Annotated in this window: 17 protein-coding genes; 14 read left to right on the plus strand and 3 right to left on the minus strand. The window is 63.7% G+C overall.

Annotation, left to right across the window (positions count from 1 at the left end):
- Positions 1–6 precede the first annotated feature (6 nt).
- The 12 genes from PMI38_RS16860 (at position 7) to PMI38_RS16915 (ending at position 10,450) form a co-directional block, all read left to right on the plus strand.
- Complete coding sequence (locus PMI38_RS16860) at positions 7–1,980, plus strand: heme lyase CcmF/NrfE family subunit (protein ID WP_177324917.1); 1,974 nt, start codon at positions 7–9, stop codon at positions 1,978–1,980.
- Complete coding sequence (locus PMI38_RS16865; protein WP_008096281.1) at positions 1,977–2,513, plus strand: DsbE family thiol:disulfide interchange protein; 537 nt, start codon at positions 1,977–1,979, stop codon at positions 2,511–2,513. The genes PMI38_RS16860 and PMI38_RS16865 overlap by 4 nt, the downstream gene beginning before the upstream one ends.
- Positions 2,510–2,986, plus strand: coding sequence for a cytochrome c-type biogenesis protein (locus PMI38_RS16870; protein WP_008096282.1), 477 nt, complete (start codon positions 2,510–2,512; stop codon positions 2,984–2,986). Before PMI38_RS16865 ends, PMI38_RS16870 begins: the two co-directional genes overlap by 4 nt.
- Positions 2,979–4,160: a c-type cytochrome biogenesis protein CcmI gene (gene ccmI / locus PMI38_RS16875; protein ID WP_008096284.1), complete on the plus strand. Its 1,182-nt coding sequence runs from the start codon at positions 2,979–2,981 to the stop codon at positions 4,158–4,160. Before PMI38_RS16870 ends, ccmI begins: the two co-directional genes overlap by 8 nt.
- Positions 4,161–4,172: 12 nt before the next feature.
- On the plus strand, positions 4,173–4,592 hold the full coding sequence (locus tag PMI38_RS16880; protein ID WP_008096287.1) for a hypothetical protein: 420 nt from the start codon (positions 4,173–4,175) through the stop codon (positions 4,590–4,592).
- Between the two features lie 231 nt (positions 4,593–4,823).
- Entirely contained in the window at positions 4,824–5,762 is a 939-nt protein-coding gene (locus PMI38_RS16885; RefSeq protein ID WP_008096288.1) for a 2-hydroxyacid dehydrogenase, read from the plus strand.
- A 51-nt stretch (positions 5,763–5,813) separates the two neighbouring features.
- Positions 5,814–6,602: a PhzF family phenazine biosynthesis protein gene (locus PMI38_RS16890; protein WP_008096290.1), complete on the plus strand. Its 789-nt coding sequence runs from the start codon at positions 5,814–5,816 to the stop codon at positions 6,600–6,602.
- A gap of 77 nt (positions 6,603–6,679) precedes the next feature.
- Entirely contained in the window at positions 6,680–7,087 is a 408-nt protein-coding gene (locus tag PMI38_RS16895; protein ID WP_008096292.1) for a GFA family protein, read from the plus strand.
- A gap of 72 nt (positions 7,088–7,159) precedes the next feature.
- The gene (locus PMI38_RS16900; RefSeq protein ID WP_008096294.1) at positions 7,160–7,498 is read left to right on the plus strand and encodes an FKBP-type peptidyl-prolyl cis-trans isomerase; all 339 of its coding nucleotides are present in this window, start codon (positions 7,160–7,162) and stop codon (positions 7,496–7,498) included.
- Between the two features lie 313 nt (positions 7,499–7,811).
- Positions 7,812–8,327 carry a hypothetical protein gene (locus tag PMI38_RS16905; protein WP_008096296.1) on the plus strand — a complete coding sequence of 172 codons (516 nt, stop codon included), beginning with the start codon at positions 7,812–7,814 and terminating at the stop codon, positions 8,325–8,327.
- 221 nt (positions 8,328–8,548) lie between these two features.
- Positions 8,549–9,211, plus strand: coding sequence for a hypothetical protein (locus tag PMI38_RS16910; RefSeq protein WP_008096298.1), 663 nt, complete (start codon positions 8,549–8,551; stop codon positions 9,209–9,211).
- Between the two features lie 45 nt (positions 9,212–9,256).
- Positions 9,257–10,450: a D-amino acid dehydrogenase gene (locus PMI38_RS16915; RefSeq protein ID WP_008096300.1), complete on the plus strand. Its 1,194-nt coding sequence runs from the start codon at positions 9,257–9,259 to the stop codon at positions 10,448–10,450.
- A 121-nt stretch (positions 10,451–10,571) separates the two neighbouring features.
- Here PMI38_RS16915 and PMI38_RS16920 read toward each other — a convergent pair whose 3' ends face one another.
- The 3 genes from PMI38_RS16920 to PMI38_RS16930 all read right to left on the minus strand — a co-directional run bounded on the left by PMI38_RS16920 (position 10,572) and on the right by PMI38_RS16930 (position 13,773).
- Complete coding sequence (locus PMI38_RS16920; RefSeq protein WP_008096301.1) at positions 10,572–11,300, minus strand: aspartate/glutamate racemase family protein; 729 nt, start codon at positions 11,298–11,300, stop codon at positions 10,572–10,574.
- Positions 11,301–11,317: 17 nt separating this feature from the next.
- Positions 11,318–12,850 carry an NCS1 family nucleobase:cation symporter-1 gene (locus PMI38_RS16925; protein ID WP_008096303.1) on the minus strand — a complete coding sequence of 511 codons (1,533 nt, stop codon included), beginning with the start codon at positions 12,848–12,850 and terminating at the stop codon, positions 11,318–11,320.
- 485 nt (positions 12,851–13,335) lie between these two features.
- Complete coding sequence (locus PMI38_RS16930) at positions 13,336–13,773, minus strand: Lrp/AsnC family transcriptional regulator (RefSeq protein ID WP_008096305.1); 438 nt, start codon at positions 13,771–13,773, stop codon at positions 13,336–13,338.
- A 133-nt stretch (positions 13,774–13,906) separates the two neighbouring features.
- Between PMI38_RS16930 and PMI38_RS16935 the strand changes: the two genes are divergently transcribed.
- Together PMI38_RS16935 and PMI38_RS16940 are read left to right on the plus strand one after the other, a co-directional pair.
- The gene (locus PMI38_RS16935; RefSeq protein WP_008096308.1) at positions 13,907–14,803 is read left to right on the plus strand and encodes a DMT family transporter; all 897 of its coding nucleotides are present in this window, start codon (positions 13,907–13,909) and stop codon (positions 14,801–14,803) included.
- 1 nt (position 14,804) lies between these two features.
- Positions 14,805–15,761, plus strand: coding sequence for a class I SAM-dependent methyltransferase (locus tag PMI38_RS16940; RefSeq protein WP_043273823.1), 957 nt, complete (start codon positions 14,805–14,807; stop codon positions 15,759–15,761).
- Positions 15,762–15,795 lie beyond the last annotated feature (34 nt).

Raw genomic sequence — 15,795 nt, forward strand, 5'->3', positions numbered from 1 at the left:
GCCCTGGTGATTCCCGAACTCGGCCAGTTGGCGATGATCCTCGCCATCTGCTTCGCCGCCGTGCAGGCCACCGTGCCGCTGCTCGGTGCCTGGCGCGGCGACAGCCTGTGGATGGGCCTGGCGCGCCCGGCAGCCTGGGGGCAGTTCGCCTTCCTGGCCTTTGCCTTCGCCTGCCTCACCCATGCCTTCATGACCGACAACTTCTCGGTGGCCTATGTGGCCAGCAACTCCAACAGCGCCTTGCCCTGGTACTACAAGTTCAGTGCCGTGTGGGGCGCGCACGAAGGCTCGCTGCTGCTCTGGGCCTTGATCCTCGGCGGCTGGACCTTCGCCGTGTCGGTGTTCTCGCGGCAGTTGCCGCAAGTGATGCTGGCCCGGGTGCTGGCGGTGATGGGCATGATCAGCGTGGGCTTCCTGAGCTTCCTGATCATTACCTCCAACCCGTTCGAGCGCCTGCTGCCGCAAGTGCCGATGGATGGTCGCGACCTCAACCCGCTGCTGCAGGATTTCGGCCTGATCGTTCACCCTCCAATGCTGTACATGGGCTATGTGGGCTTCTCGGTGGCCTTCGCCTTCGCCATCGCCGCACTGCTCGGCGGGCGCCTGGATGCCGCCTGGGCGCGCTGGTCGCGGCCATGGACGATCGTCGCCTGGGCGTTTCTCGGGGTGGGCATCACCCTGGGCTCCTGGTGGGCCTACTACGAGCTCGGTTGGGGCGGCTGGTGGTTCTGGGACCCGGTGGAAAACGCCTCGTTCATGCCGTGGCTGGTGGGCACGGCGCTGATCCACTCGCTGGCGGTGACCGAAAAGCGCGGGGTGTTCAAGAGCTGGACGGTACTGCTGGCGATCGCCGCGTTCTCGCTGAGCCTGCTGGGCACCTTCCTGGTGCGTTCCGGCGTGCTGACCTCGGTGCATGCATTTGCCTCCGACCCGGCGCGCGGTGTGTTCATCCTGATTTTCCTGCTGTTCGTGGTCGGCGGCTCGCTGACCCTGTTCGCCCTGCGCGCACCGGTGGTCAAGAGCCAGGTGGGCTTTGCCCTGTGGTCGCGCGAGACGCTGCTGCTGGCCAACAACCTGGTGCTGGTGGTGGCCGCCTCGATGATCCTGCTCGGCACCCTCTACCCGCTGGTGCTCGATGCCCTGACCGGGGCCAAGCTGTCGGTCGGGCCGCCTTACTTCGACGCCCTGTTCCTGCCACTGATGGCGCTGCTGATGGTGGTGCTCGGAATTGGCGTGGTGGTGCGCTGGAAGGACACCCCAGGCACGTGGCTGGCGAGCATGATGACCCCGGTGCTGATCGGCAGCGCCGTGTTGGCGCCGCTGGCCGGCTTCATCGTAGACGACTTCGACTGGCCGACCCTGACCGCCTTCGCACTGGCCGCCTGGGTGGTGCTCAGCGGGCTGCGCGACATTCTCGACAAGACCCGCCACAAGGGCCTGGCCAAAGGCGTGCGCGGCCTGACCCGCAGCTACTGGGGCATGCAACTGGCGCACCTGGGCCTGGCGGTGTGCGCCCTGGGCGTGGTGCTGTCGAGCAACAACAGTGCCGAGCGCGACCTGCGCATGGCACCCGGCGAAAGCGTGGAGCTTGGTGGGTATCACTTCCTGTTCCAGGGCGCCACGCACTTCGAAGGGCCTAACTTCATTTCCGACAAGGGCACCGTCGTGGTCAGCCGCGACGGCCGTGAAGTGACCACCCTGCACCCGGAAAAACGCCTGTACACCGTGCAGCAGTCGATGATGACCGAAGCGGGAATCGATGCCGGCTTCACTCGCGACCTGTACGTAGCCCTTGGCGAGCCGCTGGAAAACGGCGCCTGGGCGGTGCGGGTGCATATCAAGCCTTACGTTCGCTGGATCTGGCTGGGTGGTCTGCTGACCGGCCTGGGCGGTTTGCTGGCGGCCCTCGACCGGCGCTACCGCGTCAAGGTCAAGACCCGGGTGCGTGATGTCCTGGGCGTGTCTGGAGCAGCTGCATGAAGCGTTGGATCATGGTAGTGCCCCTGGCAGTGTTCCTGCTGCTGGCGGTCTTTCTGTACAAAGGACTGTTCCTCAAGCCCGACGAGCTGCCCTCGGCAATGATCGGCAAGCCATTCCCGGCATTTTCCCTGGCCTCGAGCCAAGGTGATCGCACCCTCACCGAGGCCGACCTGCAGGGGCGTCCGGCGCTGGTCAACGTATGGGCCACCTGGTGCCCGTCGTGCAAGGTAGAACACCCGTACCTCAACCAGTTGGCCGGGCAGGGCGTGGTGATCTACGGCATCAACTACAAGGACGACAATGCCGCTGCCTTGAAGTGGCTGGCCGAATTCCACAACCCGTACCAGCTGGATATCCGCGACGAGCAGGGCAGTCTTGGGCTGAACCTGGGCGTGTACGGCGCGCCGGAAACCTTCCTGATCGATGCCAAGGGCATCATCCGCTACAAGCACGTGGGCGTCGTCGATGCCACCGTCTGGCGCGAGCAGCTGGCGCCGCTGTACCAGGGCCTGGTCGACGAGGCCCGGCCATGAAGCGCTGGCTTGCAGCCGCCGTGCTGGGCATGAGCCTGGCCGGTGTGGCCAAGGCGGCCATCGATACCTATCAGTTCCGCGATGACGCCGAGCGTGAGCGTTATCAGCAACTGACCAAGGAACTGCGCTGCCCGAAATGCCAGAACCAGGACATCGCCGACTCCAATGCACCGATCGCCGCCGACCTGCGCCGGGAGATCTTCCGCATGCTCGGCGAGGGCAAGAGCAACCAGCAGATCGTCGACTTCATGGTCGACCGCTATGGTGACTTCGTGCGCTACAAGCCGGCGCTCAGTGGGCGTACCTGGCTGCTGTGGTTCGGCCCGGGGATCTTGCTGGTAGGGGGCTTCACGGTGCTGGCGGTGATCGTTCGCCGGCGCCGGGCACCGATTGCCCAGGGCGCGGAGCACTTGTCCGTGGAAGAACGCGAGCGTCTCGCCAAACTGCTGGAAAAAGAACAGAACCATGACTGAATTCTGGCTTAGCGCGGGCCTGCTGCTGCTCGCCGCCCTCGGCTTTCTGCTGATCCCGATCCTGCGCGGCCGTCGCCAGCAGCAGGAAGAAGACCGTACGGCCTTGAACGTGGCCCTGTACCAGGAGCGTGTCGCCGAGCTGGCGGCCCAGCAGGCCGCCGGCGTGCTCGACGACGCGCAGCTGACCGCGGGTCGCGACGAGGCCGCGCGGGAACTGCTGGCCGACACCGAAGGTGCCGACACCTCGCGCCAGGGGCACCTGGGCAAGGCCCTGCCTTTGCTGGCAGCGGTGCTGGTGCCGGTGCTGGGGCTGGGCATGTACCTGCACTTTGGTGCGGCCGACCAGGTTCAGCTGACCCAGGAATTCGGCTATGCACCGAAAACCCTGGAAGAAATGACCCAGCGCCTGGAGCGAGCGGTCGAAGCCCAGCCCGATTCCGCCGAAGGCTTGTACTTCCTCGGTCGCGCCTACATGGCCGAGGAACGTCCGGCGGATGCCGCACGCACCTACGAGCGCGCCGTGGCACTGGCCGGCCGCCAGCCCGAGTTGCTCGGGCAATGGGCGCAGGCGCTGTACTTCGCTGCCAACAAGCAATGGAACGCGCAGGTGCAGGCACTGACCGACGAGGCACTCAAGGCTGACCCCAATGAGGTCACAAGCCTTGGCCTGCGGGGTATCGCCGCGTTCGAAGGCGAGCGCTACCAGGAAGCGATCGATTACTGGACGCGCCTGCTGACGCAGCTGCCTGAAGGCGATGCCTCGCGCGCGGCCTTGCAAGGTGGTATCGACCGCGCCGCAGAACGCCTGGGCGGGAACGTCAGCAAACCGGTCGCCGCGCGCCTGAAGGTGCGGGTGGAACTGGCAGCGGCGCTCAAGGACAAGGTCAAGCCCGACGACACCGTGTTCATCTTCGCCCGCGCCAGCAACGGGCCGCCCATGCCGCTGGCGGCCAAGCGGGTGACCGTGGCGCAGTTGCCGCTGGAAGTCGAACTGTCCGACGCCGATGCGATGATGCCGCAGATGAAACTGTCGGACTTTGCCGAAGTCCAACTGGTTGCACGTGTGTCCCGCGCCGGGAAGCCCACCCAGGGTGAGTGGATCGGCAAGGGCGCACCCTTGGCCACTTCGACCCAGGCCACCCAGCAGCTGATCATCGACAGCCCCGACCCGTAAGAGAACCCAGCCATGCACAGTACCGTTCGCCTCACCTTGATCACCCTGGCCCTGGGTTTGTCCGCGTGTACGGTGCGTGAGCCGTATGAACAGCCCTCGCCGCCGATCGAAACGGTGCCGTCGCATCCAGGGCCGGTGGTCAAGCCCTTGCCGGGGGGGCAGCCATCGACGCAACCGAGCAAGCCGGCGGCGATCCCCAAACCGATGCCGCGTACCTCCGCCAGCTTCGCGCCGCCACCGGGCGGTGCCAGCCACTGGGACCCCAAGCTTGGCGTCTACGTGCTGGAGAAGAAGCCCAACACGTTCTACCGGCAGCGTACCTACTACCGGTATGACAATGGCTGGAGCTGGTCGTTGAACCCCGATGGGCCATGGCAGGAAACCGACAGCAGTGGTGTGCCAGGCGGTCTGGGGCGGGCCTTCGCCCAGTAATTTGCGAAGCGCCTGTACCGGCCTCTTCGCGGGACAAGCCCGCTCCCCCAGGTTCACTACCACCTTTGAGTGCAGTAATGAATCTGTGGGAGCGGGCTTGTCCCGCGAAGAGGCCAATACAGACAAACAAATCCCTGAACACCCATGCAGTACAGTTCGACCCAGTATTTGCGATTGACTGTGCCGCCCACTGACTCCGCATAATGCCCCCCTGATATTCAAGGAGGTGGCATGCGCAAGACAGTCCTGGTGCTGGTGGAAACCGTCGACGATTACCTGCCACTGCTCGAACAGGCCGGTTATCGCCTGATTCGCGCGCCGTCCCCACAGCTGCGCGCCGACGCGATCCAGCGCCATGCCGCCGAGATCGACGCGGTGCTGACCCGCGGCCCACTGGGCCTGACCGCTGCCGAAATCCATGCACTGCCGGCGCTGCAGATCATCTGCGTGATCGGCGCCGGTTACGAGCAGGTCGACCTGCCCGCCGCCGCTGCCCGCGGTATCACCGTCACCAACGGCGCTGGCGCCAACGCCGCCGCCGTTGCCGACCACACCCTGGCCATGCTGCTGGCGCTGCTGCGCGATATCCCCCACGCCGATGCCAGCACCCGCCGTGGCGAGTGGAACCGGGTCATCAGCCCTTCGGTCAGCGGCAAACGCCTGGGCCTCCTCGGCCTGGGTGCAGTCGGCCAGGCAATCGCCAAACGTGCCAACCTGGGCTTCGACATGAGCGTCAGCTACCACAGCCGCACCCCGCGCCAGGACGTGCCTTACACCTGGTACGACAGCCCGCAGCACCTGGCCGATGCGGTCGACATCCTGGTGGTGGCCACCCCCGGCGGTGCCCACACCCGTCACCTGGTCGACGCCCAGGTGCTCGAAGCGCTGGGCGCCGAGGGTTACCTGGTGAATATCGCCCGCGCCAGCGTGGTGGATACCCAGGCGCTGGTCGCAGCGTTGCAGCAGGGTCGGATCGCTGGCGCGGCGCTTGACGTGTTCGACGATGAACCCGCCGTGCCAGAAGCCCTCAAGGCCCTTGGCAACACCGTGCTCACGCCCCATGTGGCCGGCCAGTCGCCTGAGGCTGCGCGTGACACGGTGACCCTGGTACTGCGCAACCTGCAGGCTTTCTTTGCCGGCGAACCGGTGCTGACCCCGGTTCGCGGGTAACCTTCGCTTTCGATACTGCCCGGCGCTGTCCGGGCTTCAAGGAGTGTGTGCATGCAACTCGAGATCTTCCAGGTCGATGCCTTTTCCGCCGAGCCGTTCGGTGGCAATCCCGCGGCGGTGATCCCCCTTGAAAACTGGCTGCCGGATGCCGTGCTGCAGCGCATTGCCGAAGAGAACAACCTCTCCGAAACCGCCTATTTCGTGCGCAACGGCGAAACCTTCGACCTGCGCTGGTTCACCCCGACGGTCGAGGTCGACCTGTGCGGCCATGCCACCCTGGCGTCGGCCTATGTGCTGTTCGAGCAGTTGGGTGAACAGGCTGCGGTGCTGCGTTTCAACACCCGCAGCGGCGAACTGCGGGTCAGCCGAGACGCACACGGGCTGCTGGCCATGGACTTCCCGGCCAAGCAGCCGGTTGCCGTGGAGACACCGGCAGGCTTGCTGGAGGCCCTGGGCTTGAGTGCTGCCCGCGCGGTCTACCGCTCGGACGACTATGTGGTGATGATCGACGATGCCGCCTTGCTCGACCCGCTCAAGCCCGACTTCGTTGCCTTGTCCGCTTTCGATGTACGCGGCATCGCGGTGACGGCGCCGGGCCGCGGTCACGATTTCGTTACCCGCTGGTTCGGCCCTCGGGTAGGCGTCAACGAAGATCCGGTCACAGGTTCTGCGCATACCTCCCTGGCGCCTTTGTGGGCGCAGCGGCTGGGCAAGCACGCGCTGAGTTGCGAGCAGGGCGGTGCACGAAAGGGCCAGCTGCACTGCCAGGTGCCGGACAATGGCCGGGTCATCATCAGCGGACGAGCGGCGTTGTACCTGCGCGGTAGCGTATTCATCTGAGCCTGCGGGTGGGTCGGCGGGCCCTTGCTGGGGCCCGTTCTATACTTGAGCACCCACCCCTTGCAAGGAGCCCCACCATGACCCTTGAAAAACGCGGCAGCTGCCTCTGTGGCGAAACCCGACTGCGCGTCACTGTCGACAATACCCATATCAGCGCCTGCCATTGCAGCATGTGCCGCAAATGGACCGGCGGTCCGCTGCTGGTGGTGGATTGCAGCCAGCCTCCCGTCTTCGAGGGGCGTGAGCCCAGCGTCTACGACTCGTCCGATTGGGCCCAGCGCGGCTTTTGCGGCAAGTGCGGCACGCACCTCTACTATCGGCTCAAGGCCAAAGACTTCTACGCGGTGCCGGTGGGCCTGCTCGATGGCGACGAAGCCTGGGCCTTCGACCTGCAGATTTTCGTCGAGCAGAAACCTGCCTGGTACTGCTTCGCCAACCAGACCAAGGAACTGACCGGCCAGCAGGCCTTCGAGCAACTGGGTTGAACCAACCGGCTTGCCAAACCCATGCATTCCTGCGAAAAGGGCGGCCTTGAAATTCAGCGTTGGAGCATGCCCATGAGCAGCGAACTGCAAATCACCGACCTCGTCGAAGGCGACGGCAAAGCCGTCGTCAAGGGCGCTTTGATCACCACCCAATACACTGGCTGGCTGGCCGACGGCAGCGAGTTCGATTCATCCTGGTCGCGGGGCAAACCCTTCCAGTGCGTGATTGGCACGGGTCGCGTGATCAAAGGCTGGGATCAGGGCCTGATGGGCATGCGCGTCGGCGGCAAGCGCAAGCTGCAGGTCCCGGCGCACCTGGGGTATGGCGAACGCAGCGTGGGCGCGATTCCGCCGAATTCGGACCTGACGTTCGAAATCGAGGTGCTGGAAGTGCTGACGCGGGATGATTGAGTAGTCCGAGTCCTACAGCTGGTTGGAATTGGACTACGCATCGTATCGGTTACCGTCTGATTGAGACCGATAATCCGAGCGGTTAACCTTCCAGCTGTTTTGAAAGAGGAAGGTCATATGTCCCCGAAATCCTATTTTTCCTCTCGCGTGGTTCGTGAGGCAAACGCTTTGCTGGTTGCGTCAGGTGCTCGAATGGAAATACCGTTGCCGCGGGAGCTGGCGGGTGTGGTCTCAAGTACCAGAAAAACGCGTTCGGAGTTGAAAGCAGCATTCGAATCGGCCTATTGCCAGTTACGCAAGGAATAACCGTCTGATGGCCGATGGCTGCTACAACCACATTTACTCGATACTTGTGGAAAATGAGCAGGATACCCTCGGAATCATTGCCTATTCGTTATACAAAAGGCAAAAAATCGAATTCATCAAGGCGTTCAAGGCCAAGTATGAGAGGGAGCCCAAGGATGAAGACCTGGCTCCTTTCCACGATGTGAGCAACAGCCCCTCACAGCTCGAAAGCTATCGAAACCAAGCGAGCCAATTGGTTCAAGGTTTTCTCGATGCCTCGATCTCTGCACAGGCGATAGAGCTTGAGCAATATTACTCAGACAAGGCCAGTAGTGAGATCAGAAATGCAAAGCCGGGATTCTGGCTAGGTGTGGCACAGAGCCTGGTCGGGTCAGTCCTTTTCGTCTTTTTGCTTGGATTTCTTGTGTTCTTCACATGGAGCCTGAATCAAGGTCCGAAACAGGTGATCGAACAGGTTTTCGATATACGCATAATCGACTCGATTGCTGCAGGTGGGGCAGAGGAACGGCCCTCATCGCCATGAGTCCTGGCGGCACAGGAAATAATCCAGCAACAAAACCCCCTTATGATGATCATTGCCTAGGGAACGGCATCACACTCAGGAAGGAACCAAACGGGGCGATGGCACTCTGAGCCCTACTCGTTGCCAGGGACGGCATCCACTACAGGGACGCCTTGGCCTTGTGCCGTTGGGCAATGTGGCGAGTCAATCCGATACTTTTTGCCACAAGAGCCCGCCTTTTCATGAAGTTGCCATCTTTCCTTCGGCGTCGTCGCCTCCTGCTGACGTGCCTGGCCTTGGTCGCCGCCGCGGTGCCCCTGGCGCTGGATGTGGTCGAAAGCCGGGCGCAGCCGGTCAACGGTACCCAGACCCTGGTCTTCCTGCGCCATGCCGAAAAACCGGGCGAGGGGCTGGGGCAGTTGAACTGCCAAGGCCTCAATCGCGCACTCGACCTGGCCACGCTGCTGCCAGAACGCTTCGGCAATGCGGACTACGTGTTCGCGGCCAATCCCACGCGGGAAGTCGAGGAAGGTAGCCAGGACCAGAGCTACAGCTACATCCGCCCGTTGATGACCATCACTCCCAGCGCCATTCGCCTGGGATTGCCGGTGAACATCGATTTCGCTGCCAATGACACCGACGAACTCGCCGAAGAACTGCTCAGCGACAAGTACCGCAACGCCACGGTCTATACGGCCTGGTCCCACGGTTACCTGCCCGAGCTGATCAACGCGGTGGCCGGCAAGGCCCTGGGTGAGGAGCACGTGATCACCGAGGACTGGAGCGGTGATGATTTCGATAGCCTCTACGTCCTGACCCTGACCTGGCATGACGGCAAGGCCAGCCTGCTCAGCCGCAGCGTGCGACAGGGCTTGAACGGTGGAGCCCATAGCTGCCCGACCTGATCCGCTGCTACTGTCATGGCCAGGAAGCCGTGACAGGGAAGCAGCATGAAACAACGGGTAACGGTAATCGGCGCTGGAGTGATCGGCCTGACCACGGCCTATGCGCTGGTGCGCGAGGGGCTTTCGGTGGACCTGATCGACGCCCGCGACAGCGTGGCGTCAGCCACCAGCTTCGCCAATGGCGGACAGCTGTCATACCGCTATGTGGCGCCGTTGGCGGACGCGGGCGTGCCTTGGCAGGCGCTTGGCTGGCTGCTGCAGGGGGATTCGCCGCTGCGGCTGCGCTTGCGCCTGGACCCGGCGCAGTGGCGTTGGTTGCTGGGCTTCGTGCTGGCCTGCCGGAAAAGTGTCAATCGCCGCAATGGTGCCCAGTTGCTGGAGTTGGCGCTGCACAGCCAGGCTACTTTGGCGCGCTGGCGCGAGGAGGACGGCCTGTCGGACTTCGCCTGGCGGCGCAATGGCAAACTGGTCGCGTTTCGCAGTGAGCGCGCCTTTGCCCATTGCCGTGAACAGCTGCTCGACCCTGCCCATCAGCAAGTGCTCGGCGCTTTCGAACTGAAAGCGCTGGAGCCCGCGCTGGCCGAGGCGCCTTTCATTGGCGGGGTGTTCACGGCGGCTGAAGAGGTGGCCGACTGTTACCGCTTCTGCGAGCGCCTGGCTGAGCGTTTGCGCGCATCCGGGCAATGCCGATGGTTGCTCGGCAAATCGGTCACGCGCCTGCTCAGCCGCAATGACCAGGTGGTTGCGCTGCAGGTGGGGCAAGAGCAGCTCGAGGTGCAGCGACTTGTGCTGTGCGCCGGGCACCGCAGCGCCGGGATGGCGTTGCCGGGGTTGAAACTGCCGGTCTATCCGCTCAAGGGCTACAGCCTGACCGCGCCGATCGGCACGGCGCAGCGGGCGCCGGAAGTCAGCATTACCGACTATGAACGCAAGATCGTCTATGCACGGCTCGATCAGCAGCTACGGGTCGCGGCGATGGTGGATATCGTTGGCTTCGATGAATCGGTGGATGCGCGCCGGCTGGAAAGCATGCGCCGGCTGGCGCTGGAGACACTGCCCAATGCGGCGGAATACGGGCAGGCGGTGGAGTGGGCGGGGATGCGGCCAGCGACGCCGACGGGCGTGCCGATCATTGGGGCTACGGCTTATCGGAATCTTTGGGTGAATCTGGGGCATGGGGCCTTAGGGTTTACCCTGGCTTGTGGCAGTGCGGAGCGGTTGGCCAGGATGTTGTGCTGACAGTACTGGCCTCTTCGCGGGACAAGCCCGCTCCCACAGGATCACCACCATCCTTGAGTTCAGTGGTGAACTTGTGGGAGCGGGCTTGTCCCGCGAAGAGGCCAGTACGGACAGACGACCTTCAGCGCCCGAAGCGCATCGGCCAGCCCACCACCTTCTTCGCCCGCGGCGTGGCATAAGTGCGCACCTTGGACGTGCTCAACCCCATGCGCACCAGCGATTCGGCAATGGTCACCGCCGCACTCACGCCATCCACCACCGGCACCCCGGTGCGCTGACGAATCTGCTCATCCAGCCCGGCCATGCCGCCGCAACCCAGGCAGATCACTTCGGCCTTGTCATCACGCACGGCCCGTTCGGCCTGCTCGACGATCGCCTCAACCGCGCGTTGCGGGTCGGCCTCCAGTTCCAGCACGGCCAGGCCACTGGCGCGTACCGAGGCGCAGCGGTCATACAGGCCGGACAGTTTCAGTCGGTCCTCGATCAATGGCACGGTGCGGTCCAGGGTAGTCACCACCGAATAAGCGTGGCCCAGGTACATCGCGGTGCTGGCGGCGGCATCGGTGATGTCCACGACCGGCACGTCGAGCAGCTCCTGCAGGCCTTCGCGGCCATGCTCGCCATAGCCGGCCTGGATCACCGCATCGTAGGGGCCGTCATAGGCCAGCACGCGGTCCATCACGGCAATCGCGGCCAGGTAGCTCTCGAAGTTGCCCTCCACCGACTCGGCCCCGAACCACGGGGTCAGGCCGATGATTTCAGTACCGGGCGATGCCACGCTGCGCGCCTGTTCGGCGATGGCCTCGGTGATGGCGGCGGTGGTGTTGACGTTGGCGATCAGAATTCGCATGGACATTCCTCCCTGGTTCAGTGGCTGCTGTGGTCGACGGCGATGCATTCGCCGCTGACATCGAGGTATTGGCGGTTGCGCGGGGCGATCAGCAGGTACAGCGCGGCGGCGATGCCGGCACCGATCAGCCAGGAAAACGGCGCAATGGCATGGAAGTTGGGCACCAGGGCCAGGACGATGGCCAGCAGGGCGGCCGGCACGAAGGCGGACACGGCGCGCAGGTTGATGCCTTTGCTGTAGTGGTAGGCGCCGGCCGGGTGCTCGCTGTACAGCTCCGGCACGTTGATGCAGCCTTTTCGCAGCAGCCAGTAGTCGGCCATGATCACCCCGTACAGCGGGCCAAGCAGGGCGCCCAGGCCGGACAGGAAGTAGACGATCACCAGCGGGCTGTTGTAGAGGTTCCACGGCAGGATGAGCACGGCCAGGGTGGCGCTGATCAACCCTGCGCGGCGGAAGTTCAGGTGGCGCGGCGCCAGGTTGCTGAGCACGAACGCCGGGGCGACGAAGTTGGCCATGATGTTCACCGCCACGGTGACGATCAGGAAGGCCAGGCAACCGAGCACCAGGAACGGTGTGCTGGGGATACTGGCGACGATCTGGGTCGGGCTGTCGATGATCTGGCCGTTGATCTGGAACTGCGCACCGCACAGCACCACGGTGATCATGGCGAACACCAGGATGTTCACCGGCAGGCCCCAGAAGTTGCCGACGCGGATGGTCTTGCGGCACGGCGAAGAGCGGGCGAAGTCGCAGAAGTTCAGCACCAAGGTGCCGTAGATCGCCAGCCACAGGGCGCCGCCGGCAAAGATGTTGCGCCACATCTCGGCACCGGTCAGCGGCTCGGTCACCGACCAGGCAATGCGCGCATCGGCCTTGAAGTACATGAACAGCGCCAGGCTGGCCACGGTCAGCAGGATCACAGGGCCGGCGAAGGCCTCATAGCGGCGCACCATCTCCATGCCGTAGGCAAGGATCACCAGCTGCACCAGCCAGATCGCCACGAAGCACACCCAGCCCAGGCTCGAAAGGCCCAGCAGGCTGTCGTGGTCGAAGCTTGCCAGTTGCGGCCACACGGCCGTGAGCAGCACGCGCAGCACCACCGAGGCCAGGTAGGTCTGGATACCGAACCAGGCGATGGCGATGACGGCGCGGATCAGCGCCGGGATTTGCGCGCCGTGGATGCCGAAGGCGATGCGGCTGATCACCGGAAACGGCACGCCGGTCTTCTGGCCCATGTAGCCGGACAGGTTCATGAAGAAGTACACCAGCGCTGCACCGATCGCCAGCGACAGGAGGATCTGCCAGCCACCCAGGCCGAGGGCGAACAGTCCCATGGCGAAGGAGTAGTTGGCGATGTTGTGCACATCGTTGGTCCATAGCGCGAAGATGCTGTAGCGCCCCCAGCGGCGGCCTTCGATACGGGTTGGCGCGAGGTCGCGGTTGTGCAGGCGTGGGCTCAGTTCAAGTAACGGAAGTTCACCGACGAGGGTGGAAGAGGGGGTGGTGCTGGCGACGGATAGTTCAGGGGCAAGGTCGAGGCTGGTACTCATTCCGGCAGGCTCCTGATGCACGTGGACTGCGATGAGCGGGCATGCGCACGGGCTCGCCATCTCGTCGGTGCAGCGTTGGCATCACTGGGTTCTGGGCGCGGCGGCTGACTTTTGGGTCAACGTCGCGAGTTATTGTGTATTTATGTTTTGCAGAACTTGTATACAAAACACGAACACACAAAAGCGAGTTCCGTGCCAGGCGGAAAGTGGCCTGCGGGTTGCCATTATTCTGAATCTATCGAGTTGAAAGATAAGTGAATGAAATAGCGAAAATATAAGCTGACCAAATGAACAGGTTTAAATTTTTAGTTGATGATTTAGTTGATCGATTGGTCAGAATTAGTTAAACGAAATGTGTAACGGATTGGGGCGTTACTTGGGAAAGTGCACACAAAAATGGCACCTATGGTGACATTCCTGTGTACAAAAATTAGTCAGCTTTTTTCTGCGCTGGCCCTATCGCTGGCAAGCCAGTACAGAAAACATCAATCCATCGGCGGCAACCGCCGTTTCACCGGCGACTTCTTGATGATCGCCGTGTTGGTCTCGGCCAGCACATTGATCCGGTCCAGCAAGGTGTCGAGCTGTTCCATCGACCGCACATGCAGTCGGGCAATGAAGCAATCCTCACCCGTCACCTTGTCGCACTCGGTGAACTCCGGGATGGCGATGATCTGTCGCTCCACCTCCTGCAGCTGCCCTGGCAGCGGGCGGACACGCACGATGGCCTGCAACTGGTAACCGAAACTGCGCGGGTCGACATCGACCGTGTAGCCCCGCAGCACGCCTCGCTCTTCCAGGCGCCGCAGCCGTTCGCTCACGCTGGGGGCCGACAGGCCGCTGATTTGCGCCAGTGCCTTGAGCGAACGGCGTGAGTCTTCCATCAGGGCATTGATCAGCAGTTGGTCAATGGCATCGGTCATGGGCACCTCGTTAGGCGTGTTTGCGGATTTGCCTTGATAGTAAAGGCGAACGGGTCACATGGCCTTGGTTATCCGCTGGAAGGCAAGCCGCTACCCTCCGCATACTAGGCCCATCGTCAACGGGAGGTGTGAGATGGACAGTTCAATGCGCCGTGGCTCGCTGGAAATGGTCGCCGCCATGCTGATTTCCGGGACCATCGGCTGGTTCGTGCTGGTCTCGGGCCAACCGGTGCTGGAGGTGGTGTTCTGGCGCTGCGTGTTCGGCGCCGGCACCTTGCTGGCGATCTGCGCAACGCTCGGCTTCCTCAGGCCTGGCGTCATCAGTCGCAGCGCCTTGCTGCTGGCGATTCTCAGCGGCGTGGCCATCGTCGGCAATTGGGTATTGCTGTTCGCTTCCTATTCGCGGGCGTCCATCGCCATTGGCACGGCGGTGTACAACGTGCAGCCGTTCATGCTGGTGGGGCTGGCGGCGCTGTTCCTCGGCGAGAAGATCACCCTGCCCAAGGTCACCTGGTTGAGCGTGGCTTTCCTCGGCATGTTGGCCATCGTCAGCGCCCATGGTGCCGGGCAGGCCAGTGGTGACGAGTACCTGCTGGGCATTGCCCTGGCCCTGGGGGCGGCGTTTCTGTATGCCATCGCCGCGTTGATCATCAAGCGCCTGAAAGGCACGCCACCGCACCTGATCGCCTTGATCCAGGTGGTCACCGGCGTGCTGCTGCTGGCGCCTTGGGTCAAGCTGAGCGGGCTGCCTGGCGAGCCCTCGGCTCTGGCCAGCCTGGTGACCCTGGGCATGGTGCACACGGGGTTGATGTACGTGCTGTTGTACAGCGCCATCCAGCGCTTGCCCACGGCGCTGACCGGGGCCTTGTCGTTCGTCTACCCGATCGCGGCGATCCTGGTCGACTGGGTGGCGTTCGGGCACCGCCTGGCGCCGTTGCAGTGGCTGGGCGTTGCGTTGATCCTGCTGGCGGCGGCGGGCATGCAGCAGGGTTGGTGGTTCCGTTCGGCGCAGGTGGTAGCCAAAGGGTAGAATGCCCTTTTTTACTTGCTTGCGACCCGCCATGACTTCGCCGATCCAGACCCTCGAACAGCTCCTGCTCACTGCCCTCGACCCCGCCCCGCAGGAAACCCGCCGCCTGTTCCATGGCCGCGGCCGTTGCTGGCCGGGGTTGGAGCAGGTGACGGTCGACTGGCTGCAGGGCGTGCTGTCGGTGGCGCTGTTTCGCGAACCGCCGCCAGGCCAGCTGGCGGAGCTCGAAGCCCTGCTCGGCCGCCTTGCAGCGCACCCGCAATGGGCCGGCCAGGCCATGCTGATCCAGCACCGTTACTTGCCCGACAGCCCTGGCCAATGGGTGTGGGGCGAGCCGTGCCAGCAACGGGAAGTGGTCGAGGACGGCCTGAGCTACCTGCTCGACCTCGGTGTGCGGCAGAACAATGGCCTGTTCCTCGACATGCGCTATGGCCGCCGCTGGGTACGCGAACAGGCCGCAGGCAAGCGGGTGCTCAACCTGTTCGCCTACACCTGTGGCTTCTCGGTGGCGGCGATTGCCGGCGGTGCCGAGCAGGTGGTCAACCTGGACATGGCCAAGTCGGCGCTGTCGCGTGGCCGCGACAACCATCGGCTCAATGGCCACGATGCGTCGCGGGTGGCGTACCTGGGGCATGAACTGTTCAAGTCGTGGGGCAAGGTGCGCAAGTACGGGCCGTACGACTTGATCATCATCGATCCGCCGACGTTCCAGAAGGGCAGTTTCGTGCTGACCCAGGACTACGCGAAGATCCTGCGGCGTTTGCCAGAGCTGCTGAGCGCGGGGGGGACTGTGCTGGCGTGTGTGAACGACCCGGGGATCGGGCCGGAGTTTCTGATCGAGGGGATGGCTGAGCAGGCGCCTTCGCTGGCCTTTGTCGAGCGGTTGGAGAACCCGCCGGAGTTTCCTGATGCTGATCCGGCGGGGGGGTTGAAGGCTTTGGTATTCCGCCAGGGTTGATGGTGTCAGTACCGGCCCTGTCGCCGGCAAGCCG

It is taken from the genome of Pseudomonas sp. GM84 (assembly GCF_000282535.1).
Classification (GTDB): Bacteria; Pseudomonadota; Gammaproteobacteria; order Pseudomonadales; family Pseudomonadaceae; genus Aquipseudomonas.

Coding starts and splice junctions, on each gene's coding strand:
- PMI38_RS16880 (WP_008096287.1), top strand. CDS start 4,173: ATGCACAGTACCGTTCGCCTCACCTTGATCACCCTGGCCCTGGGTTTG.
- PMI38_RS16885 (WP_008096288.1), top strand. CDS start 4,824: ATGCGCAAGACAGTCCTGGTGCTGGTGGAAACCGTCGACGATTACCTG.
- PMI38_RS16895 (WP_008096292.1), top strand. CDS start 6,680: ATGACCCTTGAAAAACGCGGCAGCTGCCTCTGTGGCGAAACCCGACTG.
- PMI38_RS16925 (WP_008096303.1), bottom strand. CDS start 12,850: ATGAGTACCAGCCTCGACCTTGCCCCTGAACTATCCGTCGCCAGCACC.
- PMI38_RS16940 (WP_043273823.1), top strand. CDS start 14,805: ATGCCCTTTTTTACTTGCTTGCGACCCGCCATGACTTCGCCGATCCAG.
- PMI38_RS16900 (WP_008096294.1), top strand. CDS start 7,160: ATGAGCAGCGAACTGCAAATCACCGACCTCGTCGAAGGCGACGGCAAA.
- PMI38_RS16910 (WP_008096298.1), top strand. CDS start 8,549: ATGAAGTTGCCATCTTTCCTTCGGCGTCGTCGCCTCCTGCTGACGTGC.
- PMI38_RS16930 (WP_008096305.1), bottom strand. CDS start 13,773: ATGACCGATGCCATTGACCAACTGCTGATCAATGCCCTGATGGAAGAC.
- PMI38_RS16870 (WP_008096282.1), top strand. CDS start 2,510: ATGAAGCGCTGGCTTGCAGCCGCCGTGCTGGGCATGAGCCTGGCCGGT.
- PMI38_RS16905 (WP_008096296.1), top strand. CDS start 7,812: ATGGCCGATGGCTGCTACAACCACATTTACTCGATACTTGTGGAAAAT.
- PMI38_RS16890 (WP_008096290.1), top strand. CDS start 5,814: ATGCAACTCGAGATCTTCCAGGTCGATGCCTTTTCCGCCGAGCCGTTC.
- PMI38_RS16935 (WP_008096308.1), top strand. CDS start 13,907: ATGGACAGTTCAATGCGCCGTGGCTCGCTGGAAATGGTCGCCGCCATG.
- PMI38_RS16915 (WP_008096300.1), top strand. CDS start 9,257: ATGAAACAACGGGTAACGGTAATCGGCGCTGGAGTGATCGGCCTGACC.
- PMI38_RS16865 (WP_008096281.1), top strand. CDS start 1,977: ATGAAGCGTTGGATCATGGTAGTGCCCCTGGCAGTGTTCCTGCTGCTG.
- PMI38_RS16920 (WP_008096301.1), bottom strand. CDS start 11,300: ATGCGAATTCTGATCGCCAACGTCAACACCACCGCCGCCATCACCGAG.
- ccmI (WP_008096284.1), top strand. CDS start 2,979: ATGACTGAATTCTGGCTTAGCGCGGGCCTGCTGCTGCTCGCCGCCCTC.